The 19,080-nt window shown below is 72.3% G+C and carries 12 protein-coding genes; 3 read left to right on the top strand and 9 right to left on the bottom strand.

Annotated features, from left to right (window positions below; genetic code table 11):
- Positions 1–6 precede the first annotated feature (6 nt).
- Entirely contained in the window at positions 7–684 is a 678-nt protein-coding gene (locus ACGFIR_RS29030; RefSeq protein ID WP_393148398.1) for a DUF4956 domain-containing protein, read from the top strand.
- Complete coding sequence (locus ACGFIR_RS29035) at positions 684–2,585, top strand: CotH kinase family protein (protein ID WP_393148400.1); 1,902 nt, start codon at positions 684–686, stop codon at positions 2,583–2,585. The genes ACGFIR_RS29030 and ACGFIR_RS29035 overlap by 1 nt, the downstream gene beginning before the upstream one ends.
- Positions 2,586–2,859: 274 nt before the next feature.
- Here the strand turns inward: ACGFIR_RS29035 and ACGFIR_RS29040 are convergent, their stop codons facing one another.
- The 4 genes from ACGFIR_RS29040 to ACGFIR_RS29055 all read right to left on the bottom strand — a co-directional run bounded on the left by ACGFIR_RS29040 (position 2,860) and on the right by ACGFIR_RS29055 (position 8,163).
- Positions 2,860–3,753: a hypothetical protein gene (locus tag ACGFIR_RS29040; protein ID WP_393148402.1), complete on the bottom strand. Its 894-nt coding sequence runs from the start codon at positions 3,751–3,753 to the stop codon at positions 2,860–2,862.
- Between the two features lie 379 nt (positions 3,754–4,132).
- Positions 4,133–5,170, bottom strand: coding sequence for an enediyne biosynthesis protein (locus ACGFIR_RS29045; RefSeq protein WP_393008136.1), 1,038 nt, complete (start codon positions 5,168–5,170; stop codon positions 4,133–4,135).
- Positions 5,167–7,077, bottom strand: a complete 1,911-nt coding sequence (locus ACGFIR_RS29050) for a CRTAC1 family protein (protein WP_393008198.1) — start codon at positions 7,075–7,077, stop codon at positions 5,167–5,169. The genes ACGFIR_RS29045 and ACGFIR_RS29050 overlap by 4 nt, the downstream gene beginning before the upstream one ends.
- A 456-nt stretch (positions 7,078–7,533) precedes the next feature.
- Positions 7,534–8,163, bottom strand: a complete 630-nt coding sequence (locus ACGFIR_RS29055) for a MerR family transcriptional regulator (RefSeq protein WP_393008134.1) — start codon at positions 8,161–8,163, stop codon at positions 7,534–7,536.
- Positions 8,164–8,624: 461 nt separating this feature from the next.
- On the opposite strand from ACGFIR_RS29055, the gene ACGFIR_RS29060 reads away from it, so the two are divergent.
- On the top strand, positions 8,625–9,389 hold the full coding sequence (locus tag ACGFIR_RS29060) for a helix-turn-helix domain-containing protein (RefSeq protein ID WP_393008132.1): 765 nt from the start codon (positions 8,625–8,627) through the stop codon (positions 9,387–9,389).
- Positions 9,390–9,837: 448 nt separating this feature from the next.
- Here ACGFIR_RS29060 and ACGFIR_RS29065 read toward each other — a convergent pair whose 3' ends face one another.
- From ACGFIR_RS29065 to ACGFIR_RS29085, 5 genes are all read right to left on the bottom strand, one after another.
- The gene (locus tag ACGFIR_RS29065) at positions 9,838–11,199 is read right to left on the bottom strand and encodes a cytochrome P450 (protein ID WP_393148405.1); all 1,362 of its coding nucleotides are present in this window, start codon (positions 11,197–11,199) and stop codon (positions 9,838–9,840) included.
- The gene (locus ACGFIR_RS29070; protein ID WP_393008128.1) at positions 11,196–11,729 is read right to left on the bottom strand and encodes a flavin reductase family protein; all 534 of its coding nucleotides are present in this window, start codon (positions 11,727–11,729) and stop codon (positions 11,196–11,198) included. Before ACGFIR_RS29070 ends, ACGFIR_RS29065 begins: the two co-directional genes overlap by 4 nt.
- A 20-nt stretch (positions 11,730–11,749) precedes the next feature.
- Complete coding sequence (locus ACGFIR_RS29075) at positions 11,750–12,190, bottom strand: acyl-CoA thioesterase (RefSeq protein WP_358092072.1); 441 nt, start codon at positions 12,188–12,190, stop codon at positions 11,750–11,752.
- Positions 12,191–12,192: 2 nt separating this feature from the next.
- A complete protein-coding gene (locus ACGFIR_RS29080) occupies positions 12,193–18,015 on the bottom strand; it encodes an SDR family NAD(P)-dependent oxidoreductase (RefSeq protein WP_393148407.1) in 5,823 nt (1,940 codons plus the stop codon).
- Positions 18,016–18,088: 73 nt separating this feature from the next.
- Positions 18,089–19,051, bottom strand: coding sequence for a DUF1702 family protein (locus tag ACGFIR_RS29085; RefSeq protein WP_393008196.1), 963 nt, complete (start codon positions 19,049–19,051; stop codon positions 18,089–18,091).
- Positions 19,052–19,080 lie beyond the last annotated feature (29 nt).

The raw sequence follows: 19,080 nt of genomic DNA on the forward strand, positions 1-19,080 counted from the left end.
AACACCATGGACTTCACCTTCCAGGACCTGTCCGGCACGTTCAGCATCGCGGACGTCGCGATCGCGTTGTCGCTGTCCTTCCTGCTCAGCACGGCCATCGGCTGGGTCTACCGGTTCACCCACCGCAACATCTCCTACAGCCAGTCCTACGTGCAGACGCTGGTGATCCTCGGCATGCTCATCTCACTGATCATGCTGGTGGTGGGGTCGAACATCGCCCGGGCGTTCGCGTTGGTCGGCGCGTTGTCCGTGGTGCGTTTCCGCAACGCCATCAAGGAGACCCGGGACGTCGGCTTCATCTTCCTGGTGATGGGCGTCGGCATGGCCTGCGGCACCCGCTTCTACACGCTCGCCGTCGTCGCCGCCGTCGCCATCGGCCTGGTCATCCTGGTGATGTACCGCTTCAACTGGTTCGCCTCGCAGGTCCAGCGGCAGGTCGTCAAGGTGCAGGTTCCGCCGGACGGCGACCACACCGCGGCCATCCAGGACGTCCTGATCCGGCACACCAGCGAGTTCGAGCTCGTCAGCATGGAGACGATCCGCGGCGGCGCGCTGACCGAGATCATGTACACCGTGCGGCTGCGCAAGGGCCACGAGCCGGGCCAGCTGATCGCGGCGCTCAGCGAGCGTACGTCCGGCCAGCGGGTCACGGTGCTGACCGGCTACGACCAGACGGATCTGTGATGCCGGCGCCCTCCGTCGGCCCGCTCCGGAGACTGCGGCGCCGGATCCCGGTCCGCGTCCGGCAGTACTGGCGGCTGCTGGCCGGCTGCGTCGCGTTCGTCGCCGTCCTGACGGTCGGGTTCAGCGCGGTGCGCGTGCACCCGTACGTCACCAGCGGCGGCGGCCGGGCCGGCGACGAGGTCACCCAGAACCTCGCCGGCACCCGGGACCTGTTCGACCCGACCGTCGCGCACAGCATCGCCCTGACGTTCCGCGAGGCGGACTACGAACGGATGGTCGACGCCTTCGCCAAGGAGGGCGAGAAGGAGTACGTGGAGGCCGACCTCACGATCGACGGCACCACGGTCCCGAGCGTGGGGATCCGGCTCAAGGGCAACTCGACGCTGGCCGGGCTGACCCGGGACGGGGAGAACATCGGCAGGGCCGGCGGACGACCCGGCGGACAGGCCGGCCCGGCCGGGGACGGCGAGCCCGCCGGGGGCGGACCCGGCGGCGCACGCCCCGGCGGGCAGCGGCAGGGCGCCACCCGGCCCGGCGGCGCCACCCAACCCGGCGGCGCCACCCAACCCGGCGGCGCCACCCAACCCGGCGGCGCTGCCCAACCCGGGGGCGGTTTCGGGCCCGGCGGCGGGCGGGCCTCCCTGAAGACCGAGGAGCCCGAGACCCTGCCCTGGCTCATCCGCTTCGACGAGTTCGTCGAGGGCCGCCGCTACCAGGGGCACCGGGAGATCGCCGTACGCGTCGGCGGCATGGGCGGCGGGTCGACGGTGCTCAACGAGGCCGTGTCCCTGAGCGTGCTCGCCGAGGCCGGCGAGGCCTCCCCGGCGTACGCGTACTCGCGGTTCGTCGTCAACGACCGGCCGGCCACGGCCCGCCTCGTGGTGGAACACCCGGGCGGCCCCTTCGCCGACGACCTCGACGGCGACGGCGTGCTCTACAAGTCCCTGGCCACCGGGAGCTTCACCTACCAGGGCGACGACCCCACGGACTACCTGGACGACTTCAGCCAGATCACCGGCAAGGGCGAGCAGGACCTCCAACCCGTCATCGACCTGGTGCGGTGGGTCGCCGACAGCAGTGACGCGGAGTTCGACGCGCACCTGGCCGACCACGTCGACGTGGACTCCTTCGCGCGTTACGTCGCGGCGCAGAACCTGCTGCTCAACTTCGACGACATGGCGGGGCCGGGCCGCAACTACTACCTCTGGTACGACCTGACGACGAAGAAGTTCACGGTCGTCGGGTGGGACTACAACCTCACCTTCAGCGGCAGCGCCGACCAGGGGCCGCACGACACGGGCCGGATGGGCGGCGGTTTCCCGGGTGGCCAGTTCCGGCCGCCCGGCGGCCAGGCCCCACAACCCGGCCAAGCCCCACAACCCGGCCAGGCCCCGCAACCCGGCCAAGCTCCGGAAGCCGGCCAGGACCCACAACCCGGCCAAGCCCCACAGCCCGGCCAAGCTCCGGAAGCCGGCCAGGCCCCACAAGGCGGCCAAGTCCCACAGGGCGGCCAGGCCCCACAACCCGGCCAGGCCCCACAGGACAGCCAGGCCCTGGAAGCCGGCCAGGCGCCGCAGGGCGCGCGGACGACGGGTCGCATGCCCGGCCAGGGCGACGGGGAACGGGCCGGCGGCGGGCCCGGCGGCGGGCACCGGCTCAAGGAACGCTTCCTCGCCAGCGCCGCCTTCAAGGCCGCCTACGAGAAGGCGTACCGCGAGCTGTACGGCGAGATCTACGCCGACGGGACAGCGCTCACGGCGCTGGACGACCTGGCCGGGGTCGTCGCCACCATCGACGGGCACGACGCGCAGAGCCTCGCCACCGATGCGGAGCGGCTGCGCACGCTGATCCGGGAGCGCACCTCGTCCCTGGCCACGAACGAGGTGATCACGAAGGGCTGACGCGGTGGCGGGGGGGGGGGGCCCGCCCCGGCCCCCCCCCCCCCCCCCCCCGGGCCGGGCCCCCGCCCCCCCCCCCCCCCCCCCCCCCCCCCCGCCCCCCCCCCCCCCCCCCCCCGCCCCCCCCCCCCCCCCCCCCGCCCCCCCGCCCCGGTGGGGGTGCGCGGCCCCCGGTTCAGCGGGCGCCCCACCCCGCCCCGGCCCCGCACGGGGGTGGCGGGGGCGGCGGGGGGGGGGGGGGCCCCGGGCCGCCCGGCGGGCCCCGCCACCACCCCGGTCAGTTGTACGGCATCGTCGGGAACCATCCCACGCCGAAGATCGCCGGCACGCGCAGGTCCCAGTAGACGACGGTGAAGACGCCCAGCGCGACCAGCAGCGAGCCGGTCACCGTGGCGGCGCGGCGCGGCGACGCCATCCAGCTGAGGAAGCGCCCCCGGCTGGCCACGATGATGATCGCGAAGAGCGCCGCCACGATGAGGATGTTGCCCAGCGACTGGAGAGCGAAGGCGAGCGCGCCGTACCCCGGGTTGCCGGTATCGACCGCCCAGTGGAACAGCTTGTTGAACAGCGGGTACGGCCGGCCGACCAGGAAGCCTCCGACCAGGGCGCCCATGACGACCACCCGCGCCACCGGCCGGGTCGCGAAGACGTCGGGCAGCAGCCCCAGGGCCGCGAGCCCGAGGTACGCCAGCACCAGGCCGATCAGGCCGAAGACCACCGAGGACTGGATCAGGCGGACCGGCATACCGCCGACGGTGTCGGTGGAGAGCTGCGGCAGACGTTCGCCGAGGAGCACCCCGACCGCGCCGTAGGTCGCCGACACCGCCAGCATGCCGACCGTCAACCAGGCGACGGGACGCAGCAGCGCGCGTACGCCGTGGCGGTGGCCCGTCGCGCCGGCCTGGCTCATCGGGCCCACCGAGGCCGCCATCGCGATGTTGCAGGCGGTGAAGGTCCCGGCGAAGCCGGACACGAAGGCGAACAGCAGCCCCGCCGCCGTACCGCTGATGGCGGTGCCCTTCGCGTCGTGGCCCAGCAGGGTGTCGGCGACGGTGTCGCCGATCACCGAGTCGACCAGCTCGAACGACCAGAGCACGGCGAGCAGCACGCCCGCCGCGGCACTGATGACCGCCGTCCGTCGGCGGTTGGCCGGCGGGGGCGCGGATGCCATCGGTGCACGTCGCGGTGGGGCCTCGGGGGTGGGGTGCACGCCAGATCGCCTCGCTTTCCGTCTCTGGTGCGCTCCGGTGGGTGTCACGCGGACGGCGGTGCCGCTCCTGCGCGGCCGGGCCCGCCCGGTGGCTGTCGCGGCGCGCACACGTCTGCGCCGGCGGGGTGTCCCGGGCCGGTGCCCGGGTCCCGCCGGCGCTGTTCAGCATGCTGCGGTGCCTCGCGTCACCGCGTCTTCAGATGTGCTCGATTTCCGCGCGCCGCCGGGAGATCCGCGCCGCCGCGCGGGTGTCGTGTCACCGGCGGTGGGGCCACCGGGCCCGTCACGGCCGTCGCCGGCGACCTCGTCGGAGGCCGCCGGCGACGGAACCGACCGTGCGTCAGGTGACGGCGGGCCGCACCGCCGGCGTGTTCTCCCGCCGGGAGCGGTCGCGCAGCCAGATGCCCCACCAGAGCAGGCCCCGGGCGAGACAGACGATCGTCACGGCGAAGAAGAGCGTGTAGACGACGTTGAAGGTGATCAGCACGCCGTACACGGTCGCGACGCTGGCGCCGAACATGAACTGCGCCCGGCCCGAGGTGGGCGTCGTGCCCGGGTCGGTGATCATGTAGTTGGTGAACAGCACGAACGCCACACCGGTGATCGGCAGCAGGGCCGCCCAGAGCGCGACGTCCCAGATGAAGTGCCGCACCAGCGCCTGGATCACGAAGCCGCCCACCCAGCCCACGACGAGCGGGATCTTCTTGGTCAGCACCCCGTTGAGCACCGTGCCGGCCGTCAGGATGACGAGCGGCACCAGGATCCGGATCATGTCCGGGACGTCCTCGGTGAAGTGGTACGGCGGGGCGATGTTGACCCAGGAGAAGGCGACCAGGGTCACCGTGATGCCGAAGTTGGACGGGTTCATGAAGTGCCGCATACGGCCCTTGATGGGCGCCTGGAAGATGGCCTTCTGACCGATGGCGACCACCACGGCGAAGGCGATGGGCCAGAAGTTGTCGTTGGCGTAGAGCAGCATGTTCGCGGCGAGCGCGGTGATGTGGGTGGGCAGCAGGAACGTGTACATGCCCCAGGCGCCGTTGCCGGCGAAGGCGGGTCGACGCTTGTTCGACCGCGCGGTCACCACCTCGACCACGATCTCGGTGGCGTAGCCGATGGCGAGGGCGAAGAACGGCCAGGTCCAGGGCTGCTCGAAGCCGAGCACCGTGTACCCGAGGATGTTGAAGATGCTCATGGAGATGGCGAAGTTGCGCAGGGCCAGGTAGCGGGGGTCCCGCCGGTTGACCCGTGGCGTGCCCGGGGTTTCGGTCGCCACCGGCGCGTGCCGGTCGAAGGTGACGACCGGGGCGGCGTCCGTGGCGACCGTCGCCTCCCGTACGCCGACGGCGCTACGCGTGTTGTCTCGGACGTCGGTCATTTCGCGCTCATCTCCTGGGCCTTGTCGGTGAGCATGATCGTGTGCCAGCCGGCGGCGAGGTCGAGGGTCTGCCTGTGCACGCCACCGTTGAGGTCGCGCCAGGCGATCTCCGCCGAGACCGGCTTGTCGCCGGCGTCGCCGAGGCCGAAGAAGACGTCGAAGCTGCGCTTGCCCGAGTGACCGCTGCCCCCGTCGAGCTGGGCGATCCGGGTGCGACCGTCGGCGGTCTTCACCCGCACCTGGGCGCCGTAGGCGGGCGTGCCGCGGCCGTCCTCCGCCGGTCGGCACAGGCGCAGGCCGAGGAAGTTGCCGCGGCCCGGCTTGTCGTTGCGGTAGTACGAGGGAGCGGCCCACTGGCGGGCCACCGCGAAGTCCTGCCCCCCGTCGCCGTTGGTGTCGGCGACGGCCACACCGCGGCTCGGGGTGCTGTCGGTCATGCCGAGTTCGGCGCCGATGTTGGCGTAGCGCCCGTTCTTCTCCCGCACCCAGAAGGCGAAGGGCTCGGCGCCGGCGATGTCGTCACCCGGCCCCGCCTTGGGCCACATGGCCGGATTGCGGAGCATCAGGTCGTTGCTCATGGCCAGCTCCTGCAACCACGACCACCGGTTGATGTCGCCCTTGACGAACCCGGCGGTCTGGACGACCGACATCTCGCCGCTGTTGTCGAAGTCCGCCATCTTGGCGTCCCAGCCCCAGCCGACCCAGGCCATGTTGAGCTCGGCGGCCTTGTTGTCGAAGACGGCCTTGCCCTCGCTCAACCGCTTGCGGGCGTCGGCCAGGCTCGACGAGTTGTTACGCCAGACGAAGTTGCTCTCCTCCAGCCCCCAGGAGGTGGTGATGTTGCTGACGAACATGTCGAACTTGCCGGTGCCGCCGAGGTCGCCGAACTCGATGGACATGCCCTTGAACGAGTCGTGGCCGACCACCATGGACTTCGGGGTGAGCGCGCCACGGCGCCCTTCCGCCAGGGCGAACTTGATCTCGCCGGGGCGGGAGACGTTGTGGAAGAAGCGGTCCCGCCCGAAGTCGTTGGCGAGGTACAGCTCGGGCAGCAGGTCACCGTCGATGTCGGCGGAGCCGGCGCCGAGCGTCCAGCCGGTCGCGTACTCCGGCGGGATCGCCGTCTGTTCGACGTACGTCACGGTGGGGTTGTCGCCGCTGGTGGCACCGGTCCAGCGCAGCACGTGCGCGCCGCCCGCGTTCTGCGCCCGGGACAGCGAGTGGTTCATCTCGACGTTCGGCTGGCCGGCCGGGTCGAGCACCTGGCTGTCGGGGAAGTAGTTGAAGATCCCGATGTCCGGCCGGCCGTCGCCGTCGAAGTCCGCGACCGCGACCGCGTTGGTGTTCCAGAACTTGCCCTGGTACTCGCCGCTTGAGGAGGCGGACGGCCGGCCGACCAACTCGGTGGGCAGGAAGGTCCCCTTGGTCAGCGGCGCCTTCGCGGAGGTGCGGTGCAGGAACACCACCGGCGTCCGGCCCCAGTAGTAGACCAGCAGGTCGGTCAGACCGTCGCTGTTGAAGTCGCCGGGCACGCAGCCCATGGGGGCCATGGCCTTGTGGGTGGGCAACGGCGCCGGGTCCAGCACGAAGGGCGCGTACCGGGCGGGTCCGTCGGGCGACGGCGTGACGACCACGCTGTCGCTGCGGGTGTCGACGAGGCACAGGTCGTTGGCGATCATGTCGCCGTCGAGGTCGTTCGCCGCGACTGCGGCGCCGACCGACGACACCCAGGCCCGGATGTGCTCGTACTCGGGGTTGACCGTCCGTACGGTGCGCTCCGGCAGGCCGGGCGGCAGCGCGATCGGCAGCTCGGTGAAGCCGAACCGCGACGCCAGCGTCTGCCGCTCCTCGGCCGACGCGCTGGGCAGCCGGGCGACGACGAAGAACGCGGCCACGAGGACCAGCACGAAGACGGCGGGAATGATTCGGCGGATCGCGCCGACGGGTTGGGATGGCAAGGGTTTTCCCTCCAGATTCGGCCACCACCCGGATTCGTGCGACGGCTGATACGCCGTACGGCCGGGTTTGGCGACGGGCAGTTGTCGGCGGCTGAAGAGTGGAGCAATTTTCCCGGCGGCAATTATCCTGCCGTCATCCTTCGGCAGTTGATTGCCGTCGGATCGGGACGTCCACCACGCGGAGCGCTACGGCTTACGCGGTCGGCGCTGCCCATTCTCAACCAATCGAGGCATGACGTGCGGTCCCTTCACGATGCCTGGCGAACCGGGTGCGAAAGTCGCCGCCGGCTCACTTATGGTCGCGGGAGCACGGCCCGAGTTCTTCTCAAAAGTTGCTCAGTGGCCGACTACGCCGGATGTGTGACCGCCGCCCGATCGGACCCGTCACCCGTTAGACACCCGCACTCAACCACCGTGAGTGGGAAATCGCAGCGCGACGTGGCGCTCGTGCGCCATACGGCGCAGGGCGGACAGGGCGACGCCGAACAGGACGCTGCGGACGAGTGCGGGGCCCTTCTCGGTTTCGCCCTCGTCGGCGGCCAGGTCGAACTCCGTCATGACGAGCTGCTCGGCGGCGCGGGCGTAGGGAACGAAGAAGGTCGCCTCGGCCGCGCAACCGAGGCTGCGCAGCCCCGCCAGGACGTGGGCCAACACCTCGCCGGCGGGGGTGGCCTCATTGGACCAGCCGAGGGCGTCGGCGAGGTCCGCCACCTCCGTGCGTGCGCAGTCCACGGCGGCGCGGCCCAGCGTCGTCGAGCCGTCCAGGTAGAGAGTCCGGTCCAGGACCTTGTAAGCGTCCCGCATAGTGACATCTTCGTCGTCGATGGCGGCCAGGATCTCCCGGACGGAGGACAGGTCCAGTCCCCCTATCCCGGTCAGCGTCCGGATCAGACGGATCCGCCGCAGATGCCGATCGCTGTAGTCGGCCTGGTTGCGGCCGGTGGGCAGGCCGGCCGGGAGCAATCCCTCACGCAGATAGAACTTGATGGTCGGGACCGACACGCCACTCTGCCGACTGAGCTCCGAGATACGCACGCGTCCTCCGCCCCTGGCGAACGTTTGGGCAATCTTGCCATAGAGATCGACCGGGAGCCATTGATGATTGCCGACTCCTGATGGCGGCAGACGCGACGCGGACCGAACCGGGCGGCCGGCCGACCACTTCAGATCGGCGCACACCACGGATGTCCGAAAAATTATGCTAAGGATTGATAAGCCGCAGCACGGATACTGGCGAGTTCCACAATACAATGAGCAATCCTAGCGATCTTCATCTCGATCGTACAGTGGCACGTGCCAATTCTGGGCAAGAAATGATAAGCCCACGGCCGTCACTCCTGGCTACGCTCCGAACGCAGAACGTGTTGACCGGGCAGCCGGCCTCGGCTAGCATCGACTGCGGTTAGCGGGGAATGGTGGCAGTCGACACCCCAGAATTGTTCGGCCGAATTCGCCACGTCCACACAATGTGATTGTCCGCAATCCGGGGGAGACAAATGCACGACACAGCAGAGCAGGCAGTGGAACGCGCCATCGACACCATGCGGAGCAATTTATCCGAGCAGTTGACGGTGGATGACATGGCGCGTGCCGCCATGTTCAGCAAGTTTCACTTCACGCGAATCTTCCAGCGGGTCACCGGAATCTCCCCAGGTCGATTCCTGTCCGCGATCCGCCTCCAGGAGGCCAAACGGCTGCTCACCACGACACGGCTCAACGTCACCGACATCAGCCTCCGGGTGGGATACAACAGCGTCGGGACTTTCAGCACCCGCTTCACCAAGAGCGTCGGTCTGCCACCCACCACCTACCGACGAATGGGAGGCTTCGCTCCTCGCATTCCCACCCAACGCCCGACGGGCGTGACGCAGGGCGTCATCACCGGCCGGATCAGCGCGCCCCTCGACGGGCCCGTACCCGGGCTCATCTTCATGGGCCTGTTTCCGCACCGCATCCCCGAGGGCCCGCCCGCACGGTGCGCCATCCTGGAATCCCCCGGCGTCTACCGCTTCGCGAACGTGCCCGACGGCACCTGGCACCTGCTGTGTCACTCGGTCTCCGGTGACGTGCTCCGGCTCCAGCAGGACAGGGTGATGGTGTCCTCGGTGGGCCCGCTGACCGTCCGCGGACAGCTGACCCTGACCGCCGACGCCCATCTCAAGCAGGTGTCCAAGATCGACCCGCCGGTGCTCCTGGCCCTGCTCGACAGCCGCAAGGCGGCGTTCGAACGGCAGAACCAGTCCAAGGTGTACGCAGCCTGACCCATCCGGGGGCACGCAGCCCTCGGCGGCTTCCCAACACCGGGCCGCCGGCGCCATCAGGCGCCGGCGGCCCGCTGCCGTGCCCGCTGCCGCCCGCTGCCCTGCCGCCCCTGGTGGATGGGCCACCGTCGGCGCTCTGTGGCCTGCACCCGCCGCAGCGCTCTCGCCGGGACCACCGTGGCGATCGCGCCGGCGCCGCTGACCGGCGGAGCCGGGGGTGCCGCACGGGCACCGGGAGCGGGCTCGACGGACCACGGTGGGCGGCCCGGACATGCGCCCCGCTCCGAGCTCCGCGAGAGGGGTGGGCGGGCCGGGAATGCGCCCCGCCCGGAACTCCGTGGGGGTAGGCGGCCCGGGAGTGCGGCCGCACCGCGCTTCGTGCGGGTGCCCGGGCGGACAGCGACGGTCCCGCGGACGCCGGGGCGGCCGCGGGACCGGTGGACGCGGATCAGTTGACCTTGTGGACCGTCATCGGCAGGCCGCCGCGCACCCGCAGCGACAGCATCGGCTCGGGCACCACCGGCCGGCCGGGGAGCCCGACCAGGCGCACGTCCCGCACCAGCATGGCCAGCACCAGGGTGGCCTCCATCATCCCCAGGTTGTTGCCCACGCAGAACCGCGGTCCGGCGCCGAAGGGGATGTACGCGTACCGGGGCCGCTCCGAGCTGCGCTGCGGGTCGAAGCGTTCCGGGTCGAAGCGTTCCGGCGCGTCCCAGAACCGGGGATGACGGTGCAGGGTGTACGGGGAGATGAGGATGTCCGCCCCTGCCGGCACGTGGTACCCGCCGATCTCGTCGGCCTCCTGCGCCTTGCGGGGCAGCAGCCACACCGGCGGGTAGAGCCGGATGGCCTCCTCCACCACCATCGCGGTGTACCGCAGCCGGTGCAGGTCCTCGTAGCCGGGCAGCCGGTCGCCGAGCACCGTCACGGCCTCCTCCCGGACCCGCTGCCTGATCTCGGGGTGCCGGTCGAGCAGGTGCAGGCTCCAGCCCAGCGTGCTCGCGGTCGTCTCGTGCCCGGCCAGCAGCAGCGTGACCAGTTCGTCGCGCAGCCGCTGCCGGGCCACCCGTGGGTCGCTCTCACGCCCGGTCGAGAGGATCAGGCGGGAGAGGACGTCGTCGCGCCCCTCCACGTTCCGCCCCCGTCCGGCGACGAGCTCGTCGACGACGTGCTGGAGGTGCCGGCGGGCATGCCGGAACCGGCGCTGCCGGGGCAGCGGGATCCAGTGCGGCACGGCGCTCAGCGTCTCCAGCTCGAACATGGCCTGGTCCTGCACGGCCGCGAAGGACCCGCCGATGCCGTGGAAGCCGTTCAGCTCCGCGTCGAGCAGGGTCCGCCCGAGCACCCCGAGGGTCAGCGTCGTCATCTCCTCCAGCACGTCCACCGGGGGACCGTCGATCCGGGCCGACAGCCGCTCCACCAGCAGGGCGGCCTCCTCGCCGACGACGCCCGCGTACTGGGCGAGGCGGCGGTTCTGGAACGCCGGCTGGATGACCCTGCGCTGCTTACGCCACAGCTCGCCCTCGCTGGTGAGCAGGCCGTCCCCGAGCGCCCGGCGGGCGTGCACCAGGCCGATGCCCTTCTGGTAGTTGGCGCTGTTGTCGGCCAGCACGTGCTTGGCGTGCTCGGGGTGGTTGAAGAAGTAGAGCTTCTTGTGCCCGACCGGCAGCCGGGCCGCGTCGCCGTACCGCTCCGCCGCCAGGGTCATCATCCGCAGCCGGTCCCGGCCCATCAGGATCAGCATGCTCAGGGCGTGGGAGCGCGGGGGGCCGTGTGGCGTACGCCGGGCCCCTCCCTCGATCGTCGTCATGCCGCCTCACTCCGCTCGCGCTCGACCTGACGGAACCGCCCGGAGAGGAAGAGCAGGGCCTCCCCGTCCGCCCGGCGCTCCAGGGAGAGCAGCCGGCCGAGGAAGATGGTGTGGTCGCCGCCGTCGTAGACGCGCCACACCTCGCACTCGAAGTGGGCGAGAGCCCCGCTGATCAGCGGGGCCCCCGTCGTCGTGCCCGGGCTCCAGTCCACCTGGTCGAACTGCTCGCCGCCGAGCGGTCGCCGCCCGTCGGCGAAGTACCGGGCCACCCCCTCCTGGTCGTCGGTCAGCACCGAGACCGCGAACTCGCGCGTCTGGGAGAGGCAGGCGTGCATCACCGCGTTGCGGTCGACGCACACCAGCACCAGCGGTGGGTCGAGCGACACCGAGGTGAACGAGTTGGCGGTCATCCCGTGCGGGGTGGCGCCACCGACGGTCACCACCGTGACGCCGGTGGCGAACGCGCCGTACGCCCGCCGCAGTGCCGTCACGTCGGACGTGCCGACCGTGAGTGTTCGCTGTACGTCCACGACGTCTCCTTCTCGCGCCGTCAGGAACGCCGCGCCGAGGTGTACGGCGCGAGCGCCGTCACCAGTGCCTCCGGCACCCTCGCCGGCGCGGTGCGGGTGTTCGGGCCGCGCATGCAGGCGATGCGCTGCCGGCCCCGGGCCACCAGCGTCTCGCCGCCGTCCCGGTCGAGCTTGACGTAGTCGAAGCTGAACTCCAGCTGCGTCTGCGCCAGCTCCACCAGGCGCATCCGGATGGACAGCTCGTCGAACGCGGTGATCTCGGCGAAGAACTCGCAGTCGACGCGCAGGGTGAACAGCTTCAGGTCGTCGCGTACGTCCGCCAGCACGTCCGGCGCCCGTTCCTTCAGGAACATCTCCCGGCAGCGCCCCTGCCAGCGCAGGTAGTTGACGTAGTACACGTTGCCGACGAGGTTGGTCTCCTCGAAGCCCACCGTGTGCAGGTACTCGAAGTACTTGTCCATCCCTAGGCACGTCCTTCCGTGAGGATCGCGAACGCCATCGGCTGCGGCACGTCCCGCACGGTGGTGACGAGCGTGGCGATCCGCAGGTCGCCGGAGGCGAAGACCAGCCAACCGGCCCGCTCCGAGGGCACCGCGACCAGCGGCGCCCGGTGCGAGAGCCCCGCCTTGCGCAGGCACTCGATCGCCGCCCACACCCGCGTGGCCGCCGCGTCCAGGGACTCCCCGCCGTCGGCGGAGCAGAGCCGGGCGAGGTCGACGTGCGCGCCGAGGAGCCCGCGCCAGACCGACTCCTCCCGGTCGCGTACCGCCTCCACGTCGCAGGCGAGCGGCCCGGTGCCGACCACGCACAGGGTCAGGTCCTCGGCGTGCGCGGCGGAGAGGGACCGCCCGTCGCCCAGTTCGGGGCGGCCGTCCGGCCGGTACGCGACCTCGACCGGCCCGCCCGCGGCCCGGCCGGCGGCCAGGGCGGTGCGGGCCCGCCGGCGGCGGATCCCGTCCGGCGTGCCGGGCCCGGCCGGCTCGCCGCCCCCGGCCGGGGCCGCCGGGGCCGGCTCGACCGCGACGGCCACGTCGCCGCCGACCAGGTCGCCGAGGGTCCGCTCCAGGTACGACCCGAGCAGCGGGGCCACCCACGGCCCACGGCCGTCCTTCTTGCGTACCGCCCGCAGCCGCAGGCCCTCCCACCGCTCCACGACCTCACCGTCGGCGGAGCGCAACGCGATGTCGTAGACGTAGGTGTCACCGTCGCGGCTGCGTTCCTCGGCGCAGTAGCGCAGTTCCTCCGTCTCGGTCAGCCGGGGCCCGGCGGGGTGGAGCCGCTCGATCCCGGCCGGCAGCAGCGTCGCGTCGGGGACGCAGACCTGGTTGCCGTGCATGAGGGCGTCCCGCACGCCGGGGTCGCCGAGGAGCAGGCTGTCGGGCAGGTAGTCGGCGAACCACCGCGTCTGCGGCACCGTGACGACGTCGGCGTCGACGTGCCGGGCGGCCGACCGGTGGTAGCGGCGCAGCCGCTGGAACCGGCCGCCCTGAAACAGGATGTCGCCGTACAGGTCGGTGGCGGGGTCCAGCGGCACGGCCGGCAGCCCGGCGGGCACCTGCTCGGGCGGACCGGCCGGCGGTCGCGTCCCGGTGAAGTGCAGCCGCGCCCGGAAGTGCGCGGCGCTGAACTCCGTCTCCGCGCTGTAGACGACCGCGTCCACGAGGTCGTCGTCGACCACGAGGGTGGCGATCCGAATGGTGGTGCTGCCCTCCGGCGGCACCACGACGGGCCGCAGGAACTCGGCCCGCTCGACCACCGGCGTGTCGGTCCGTCCGGTCACCGCGGCGGCGACCTGGGCCATCGCCTCCATACCGAACACCGCCGGGAACAGCAGGTTTCCGTCCAGCCGGTGGTGGTCCAGGTAGAGGTCGGTGACCGGCTTGAGTTCGGTCTCGGTGACCAGCTCGACGCCGTGGTAGCGGACGAGCGGCCGGTCCACGAACCGCAGCAGCGGCAGCTCCGGAAGGTCCATCCGGACGGTGTCGATGCCCTCGGTACGCCCACTGACGACCACCACCGACGGTGCGTGCGCGTCGGCGAGCAGCCGCCGGAGCATCGCCACCCCCTGGTCGGGGGTGACCGGGGTGATGCCGTCGCGGGTCAGCGCCTCGACGACGGAGAGCCGCTCGCCCATGCCCACACCGGACCAGACCGACCACTCCAGGCAGAGGCTGCGGCAGTTCGGGTGGCGCCGGCCGAAGTCGACGGTCAGCTCCGCCAGCCAGTCGTTCGCCGTCGCGTAGTGGGCCTCGCCGCGCAGGCCGGCCCGGCCGATGATGCTGCCGAACGTCACCAGCAGGCGCAGCCGGTCGGGGTCGACCGCGTCGAGCACCGCCCGCAGGCCATCGACCTTCGGCGCGAAGGTGCGGCGGAACGCGTCCATGGTCAGACCCGTCAGTGCCGCCGGCTCGTTGCGGCCCGCGCCGTGCAGCACCGCCGTGACCGGTCCCCACTCGGCGACGAGGCCGTCGACGGCCTGCCGTACCTGCTCGGGGTCGGCCACGTCGGCCCGGGCGTAGCGCACCCGCACGCCGGCGTCGGCCATCCGCTTGAGGTTCGCGGCCAGCTCCTCGTCGGCGGCGGGGTCCGAGCGGCCCAGCACGGCGAGGCGGGCGCCACTGTCGACGGCCATCGCCAGGGCGCACTCCGCGGTGATGCCCTTGCCGCCGCCGGTGACCAGCAGCAGGTCCTCGGCACCCAGCGGCTGCCGCGTCTCGGTCGGCCGCACCGGCAGCCCGCGCAGGGTGGGCACCCGCCGCCGCCCGGCGGCGTCGTGGTGCACCTCGGCGAATCCGTCGGTGGCGGCGACCTCCGCCGTCACCCGGGCCACGGCCTCCGGCACGGGCGGGGTGTGCACGATCGTGGTCCGCAGGTGCGGCGCCTCCAACCGCAGCGTCCTGGCCAGCCCGGCCGCGCCCGCGCCCTGCTGGACGAGGACGAAACGGGTGCCGGGGGCGGCGGCCGTCGCCGCCTGCGCGCCGCGCAGGGCCAGCTCGAGATCGGCCTGCGCGTACCGCTCCGGCAGGCACACCAGCACTCCCGCGCCGACGCCCGCGCTCTCCAGGGCCACGCGCAGCGGCTCGGCGAACGGGTGCCCGGCGGGGGCGAACAGCTGCCAGGGCCCGTCGGGCTCAGCCCCGGCGACCGCCGGCGCCGACAGGTCGTCGAACTCGACCGACCAGGCCCGGCACCAGTCGGCGACGCCGTGCACGAAGGCCGGGCCGGCGGTGTCGGCGTCCCGGCCGGTGCTGGCGAGCTGCTCCAGGGCCTCGGCGAGCTGCCCGACGGTGGCCGTCGCGAAGTTGGTCGGGGTCTGCGCGGCCGGCACGCCGAGCTGCTGCGCCGCCTGGTTGACCAGCTGACCGACCGTGATCGAGCTGAGGTGCAGGTCGTCGAGGAGTTGGCTGGCGTCGTGGACCATCTCCAGCGGCAGCTCGGCCCGCTCGGCGGCCAACCGCCGCAGCAGTTGCAGGCTCGACTCGCCGGCCGGCCGCTCCGGCTCCGGCCGGTGCACCTCTTTCTGCGACGGGGTCGTCGCCCGTACGCCGGTGCCCCCGGCCAGGCCCACCACCGGGGCGGACTCGCAGGGGCTGGCGAAGAAGCGGAAGTGCTGGCCCACCTCGAGCGGCCGGACCAGCCGGTCGTGGAAGAGCGCCCCCTCCACGCCGCCGGCGCCGACGACGTACGCGGCCGCCGCGACACGCAGCAGGCCCGCCAGCGACTCGTCGTCGGTGTTGAGGGCCACCGCCGGCAGGTCGGTGCTGCTCGACGCGAGGCCGGAGAGCACCTGCCCCGGGCCGATCTCGACGAAGAGGTCGACCTCCTTGGCGGCGAGCGCGACGGCCTGGCTGAACAGCACCGGGTCGGTGATCTGGCGGCGCAGGAGGGCGGCGACGTCGGTGTCGTGGGCGAGTGGCTCGCCGGTGACAGTGGAGACGACCCGCCGGTTGACGGACCCGAACCGCTCCCCCGCCAGCGCCCCCAGGAAGGCGTCGGCGGCCGGCTCGACCAGCGGCGAGTGGAACGCGTGCGACACCGGGAGCCGGGTGGTCCGCAGCCCGGCGGAGGTGGCCCGCTCGCAGGCGTCCTGCACGGCGGCCTCCGAGCCGGCGATCACGGTCTGCTCCGGCCCGTTGTACGCGGCGATCACCACGGACAGGCCGGCGATCAGCCCGGCCACCCGCTCCGGCGGGGCGCCGATGTTGGCCATCGTGCCGGAGGCGCTGTGCTCCCCCATGGTCCGGCCGCGCACGCCGGCGACCCGCAGCAGGGTCTCCTCGTCGAGCACGCCGGCCCAGTGCAGGGCGGCGATCTCGCCGAGGCTGTGCCCGACGGCGACGGTCGCGTCGAGGTTGAGCAGCGCCATCGCCCGCAGGCCGGCCAGCGAACCGGTGACGATCCGCGGCTGGGCCACCGCCGTGGCGACCATGTCGCCGCTGCGCGGCAGCGCCGCGCGCTGGTAGACCTCCTCCACGTCGGCGAAGCGCCGGCGCAGCGCGCCGCCGGAGGTGCCCCGGCCGGACCCCTGCCCGGGGAAGAGGAAACCGATGCGACCCGGCCCGCTCACGTGGCCCAGGAAGCAGCGGCCGTCGGCGGAGAAGAGTCGTACCTCGCCGGCGTCGAGGGTGTCGCAGACGCGGCGCAGCTGCCGCTCGGCGTCCTCGGGCGAGGAGACCACCACACCCGCCCGGTAGGGCAGGTCACGCAGCTCCCGGTGCAGGGTGGCGGCGAGGTCGCCCAGCTGGGCGTACGACACCGTGGGTGCGAACTCGACGAGGCGTTGCAGCCGCTCGCGCAGCTCCTGCGGGCTGCCGCCGTCGACGAGGAGCAGCTCCACGTCCTGCATCGACGCGGCGAGATTACGGAAGCGGCTGTCCAGTCGGGACGAGCGCCGCGGCTGCCCCTTGTCCAGCACGATGTGGGTGTTGATGCCGCCGAAGCCCATCGCCGTCACGCCGGCGCGTACCGGCAGGTCGCGCGGCCACGCCTCGGCCCGGCGCAGGGCCCGCAGCGCGGACTGCTCGGCGGTGAGGATCTCGTGCGGATCGACGCAGCCGATGGTCGGCGGCAGTACCTCGTGGTGCACCGCCATCGCGGCCTTGATCAGGCCGGCGACGCCGGCCGCCGCCTTGGTGTGCCCGATCATGCCCTTGATGGAGCTGATCGCGGCCTGCGGGGAGTTCGCGTCGGCGTTGCGCCGGGCCAGCGACAGCGCCTGGAGCTCGGTGGCGTCGCCCACCGCCGTGCCGGTGCCGTGGCCCTCGAAGAGCCCGACGGTCTCGATGCCGAACCCGGCCCGCTCGTACGCCCGACGCAGGGCGAGCTGGTAGCCGGCGACCTCCGGGCGGGTGATGCCGCCCTTGCCGTCGGAGGAGATCCCCCAGCCCGCGACGGTGGCGTAGATGCGGTGGCCCGCCTGACGGGCCTCGGCCTCGCGCATCAGGACCACCATGCCGCAGCCCTCGCCCGGCCAGAAGCCGTTCGAGCCACGGTCGTAGACCCGCATCTCGCCGCGGGCCAGCGCGCCGGTCTTGGCGAAGCCGATGATCTCGAAGGGGTCGATGGAGAGGTCCACGCCGCCGGCGATCGCCACGTCGACCTCGCCGTCGGAGAGGGTCTTGCACGCGGTGGCGACGGAGAGCAGCGACGAGGAGCAGGCGCCGTCGACGGTGTAGCCGCCGCCCTTGAAGTCGAAGTGGTTGCAGATGCGGCCGGCGATGGTGTTGGAGAGGCCACCGGCGAGGGTGTCCTCGTCGACCTCCGGGAACGGGCCCTTGAACGTCGCCTCGAAGTCGTCGAGGAAGCCGGTGAGCTGGTCGTCGTCCCAGTCCTGTTCCTTCAGCGCGGCGGCGACCATGCGGCGCACGTACGGCCAGCGCAGCCGCAGCTGGTTGGCCCGGGAGAACTCGCCGGTCAGCGTGTTGCCGACGACCACGCCGGTGCGCTCGCGGGGCAGTCCCTCCCCCATCGGGAACCCGGCGTCGGCCAGCGCCATGGCCGCCATGTCGAGGGCGAGCCAGTGGGTGAGGTCGGTGGACCGGTAGGTGCTGCCGGCGACCTTGTACGCGATCCGGTCGAACTCGTAGCCCTCGATCACCGCCGCGTTACGGGCGTAGAAACGGTCGGGCGCGGCGGGGTCGGGGTCGAAGTAGTCGTCGAGTCGCATCCGTTCCTCGGGCAGCCGCCGGAAGGCGCGGCGCCCGGCGATGGCGTTCTCCCACAGTTCCCGGGGGGAGGTGGCATCCGGGTAACGGCACGCCATCCCCACGACAGCGATCCTGGTCACGAGGTTTCTCCTTTGTCGCGCATGGTGGTGGACCGCCGGGGCGTGGAACCGATCTGGCCTCGGGACGCCACGCTCAGCACCACCCCTCGAATTCCGCGGCGATGGCGCGCCGCCACCGCTCGTAGGCGGGTTCCTCGCCCTCCCGCTCGGCGGGCAGGGTGACGTCGGTGGCCTTCGCCGCCTCGGCGGTGGACACGCCGCAGAACACCTGGGTGGCGATCTCGTTGTGCGGGACGACCAGACCCGCGCGTACCCGGGCCCCGGCCGCGAAGGCGCTGCCCTGGGCCAGGTCCACGCGGTAGTCGCCGGCGTGGTCGCGGAAGCGGTGCAGCTCCGCCTCGGTGACGCCCCCGGCGTAGGTGGCGGCGAGGCCGGCCCCGGCGTACAGGTCGGCCCGCCGGTGCGCGGGGAACGCGCTGAAGATCTGGGTCACCCGGTCCACGTCGGTGCCGCCGACGAACCAGGTGGCCCGGCCGATGCCCTGGTCGATGACCCGGTCGGCGTACTCGCGCGGGCCGTCGGCCGGCCAGGGGAAGCGCGGGTGACGGTACTGGCCGTACACGTACCGGTCGGTGTGGAAGTACGCCTGGTGGAAGCCGTAGCCGTCGAGCACCAGCCAGCGCAGCAGCGGATCCGGGGCGTGCAGCTGGCCCCAGCGCATCCGGGGCAGCCGGGCCATCGCCCAGCCCACACCCACGTAGATCATGTAGAGGTGCGCGTCGCCCCGGCCGGCGAGCAGGTCGGCCACGTGCCGGGGGCGGCCCGGCCGCAGCGCGTCCCGGACGGCGAAGCCCATCCCGGCGCCCTCGTACGCGAAGCCACGGAAACGCTTCGGCACCGTCTCCAGGCGGCGTTCGGCGGCTGCGGCGCTCGGCGCCTCGGCGGCGTATCCGTAGCCGGAGAGGAATGAGGCGCCGACGGTTTCGAGTAGCGCCTTCGATTCCTCGTTCTTCACGTGGAATCCGCGCACATCCATTTTGGTCTCGGAGATATTTGGCGTCAGGATTCTGCGCCGCAGATCACGCAGGCTCTGCATCGCACGTTCCCCCAAAGGGTCGGTGTTGC

Origin of the sequence: Micromonospora sp. NPDC049051, from assembly GCF_043197575.1 — a bacterium.
GTDB lineage: Bacteria > Actinomycetota > Actinomycetes > Mycobacteriales > Micromonosporaceae > Micromonospora.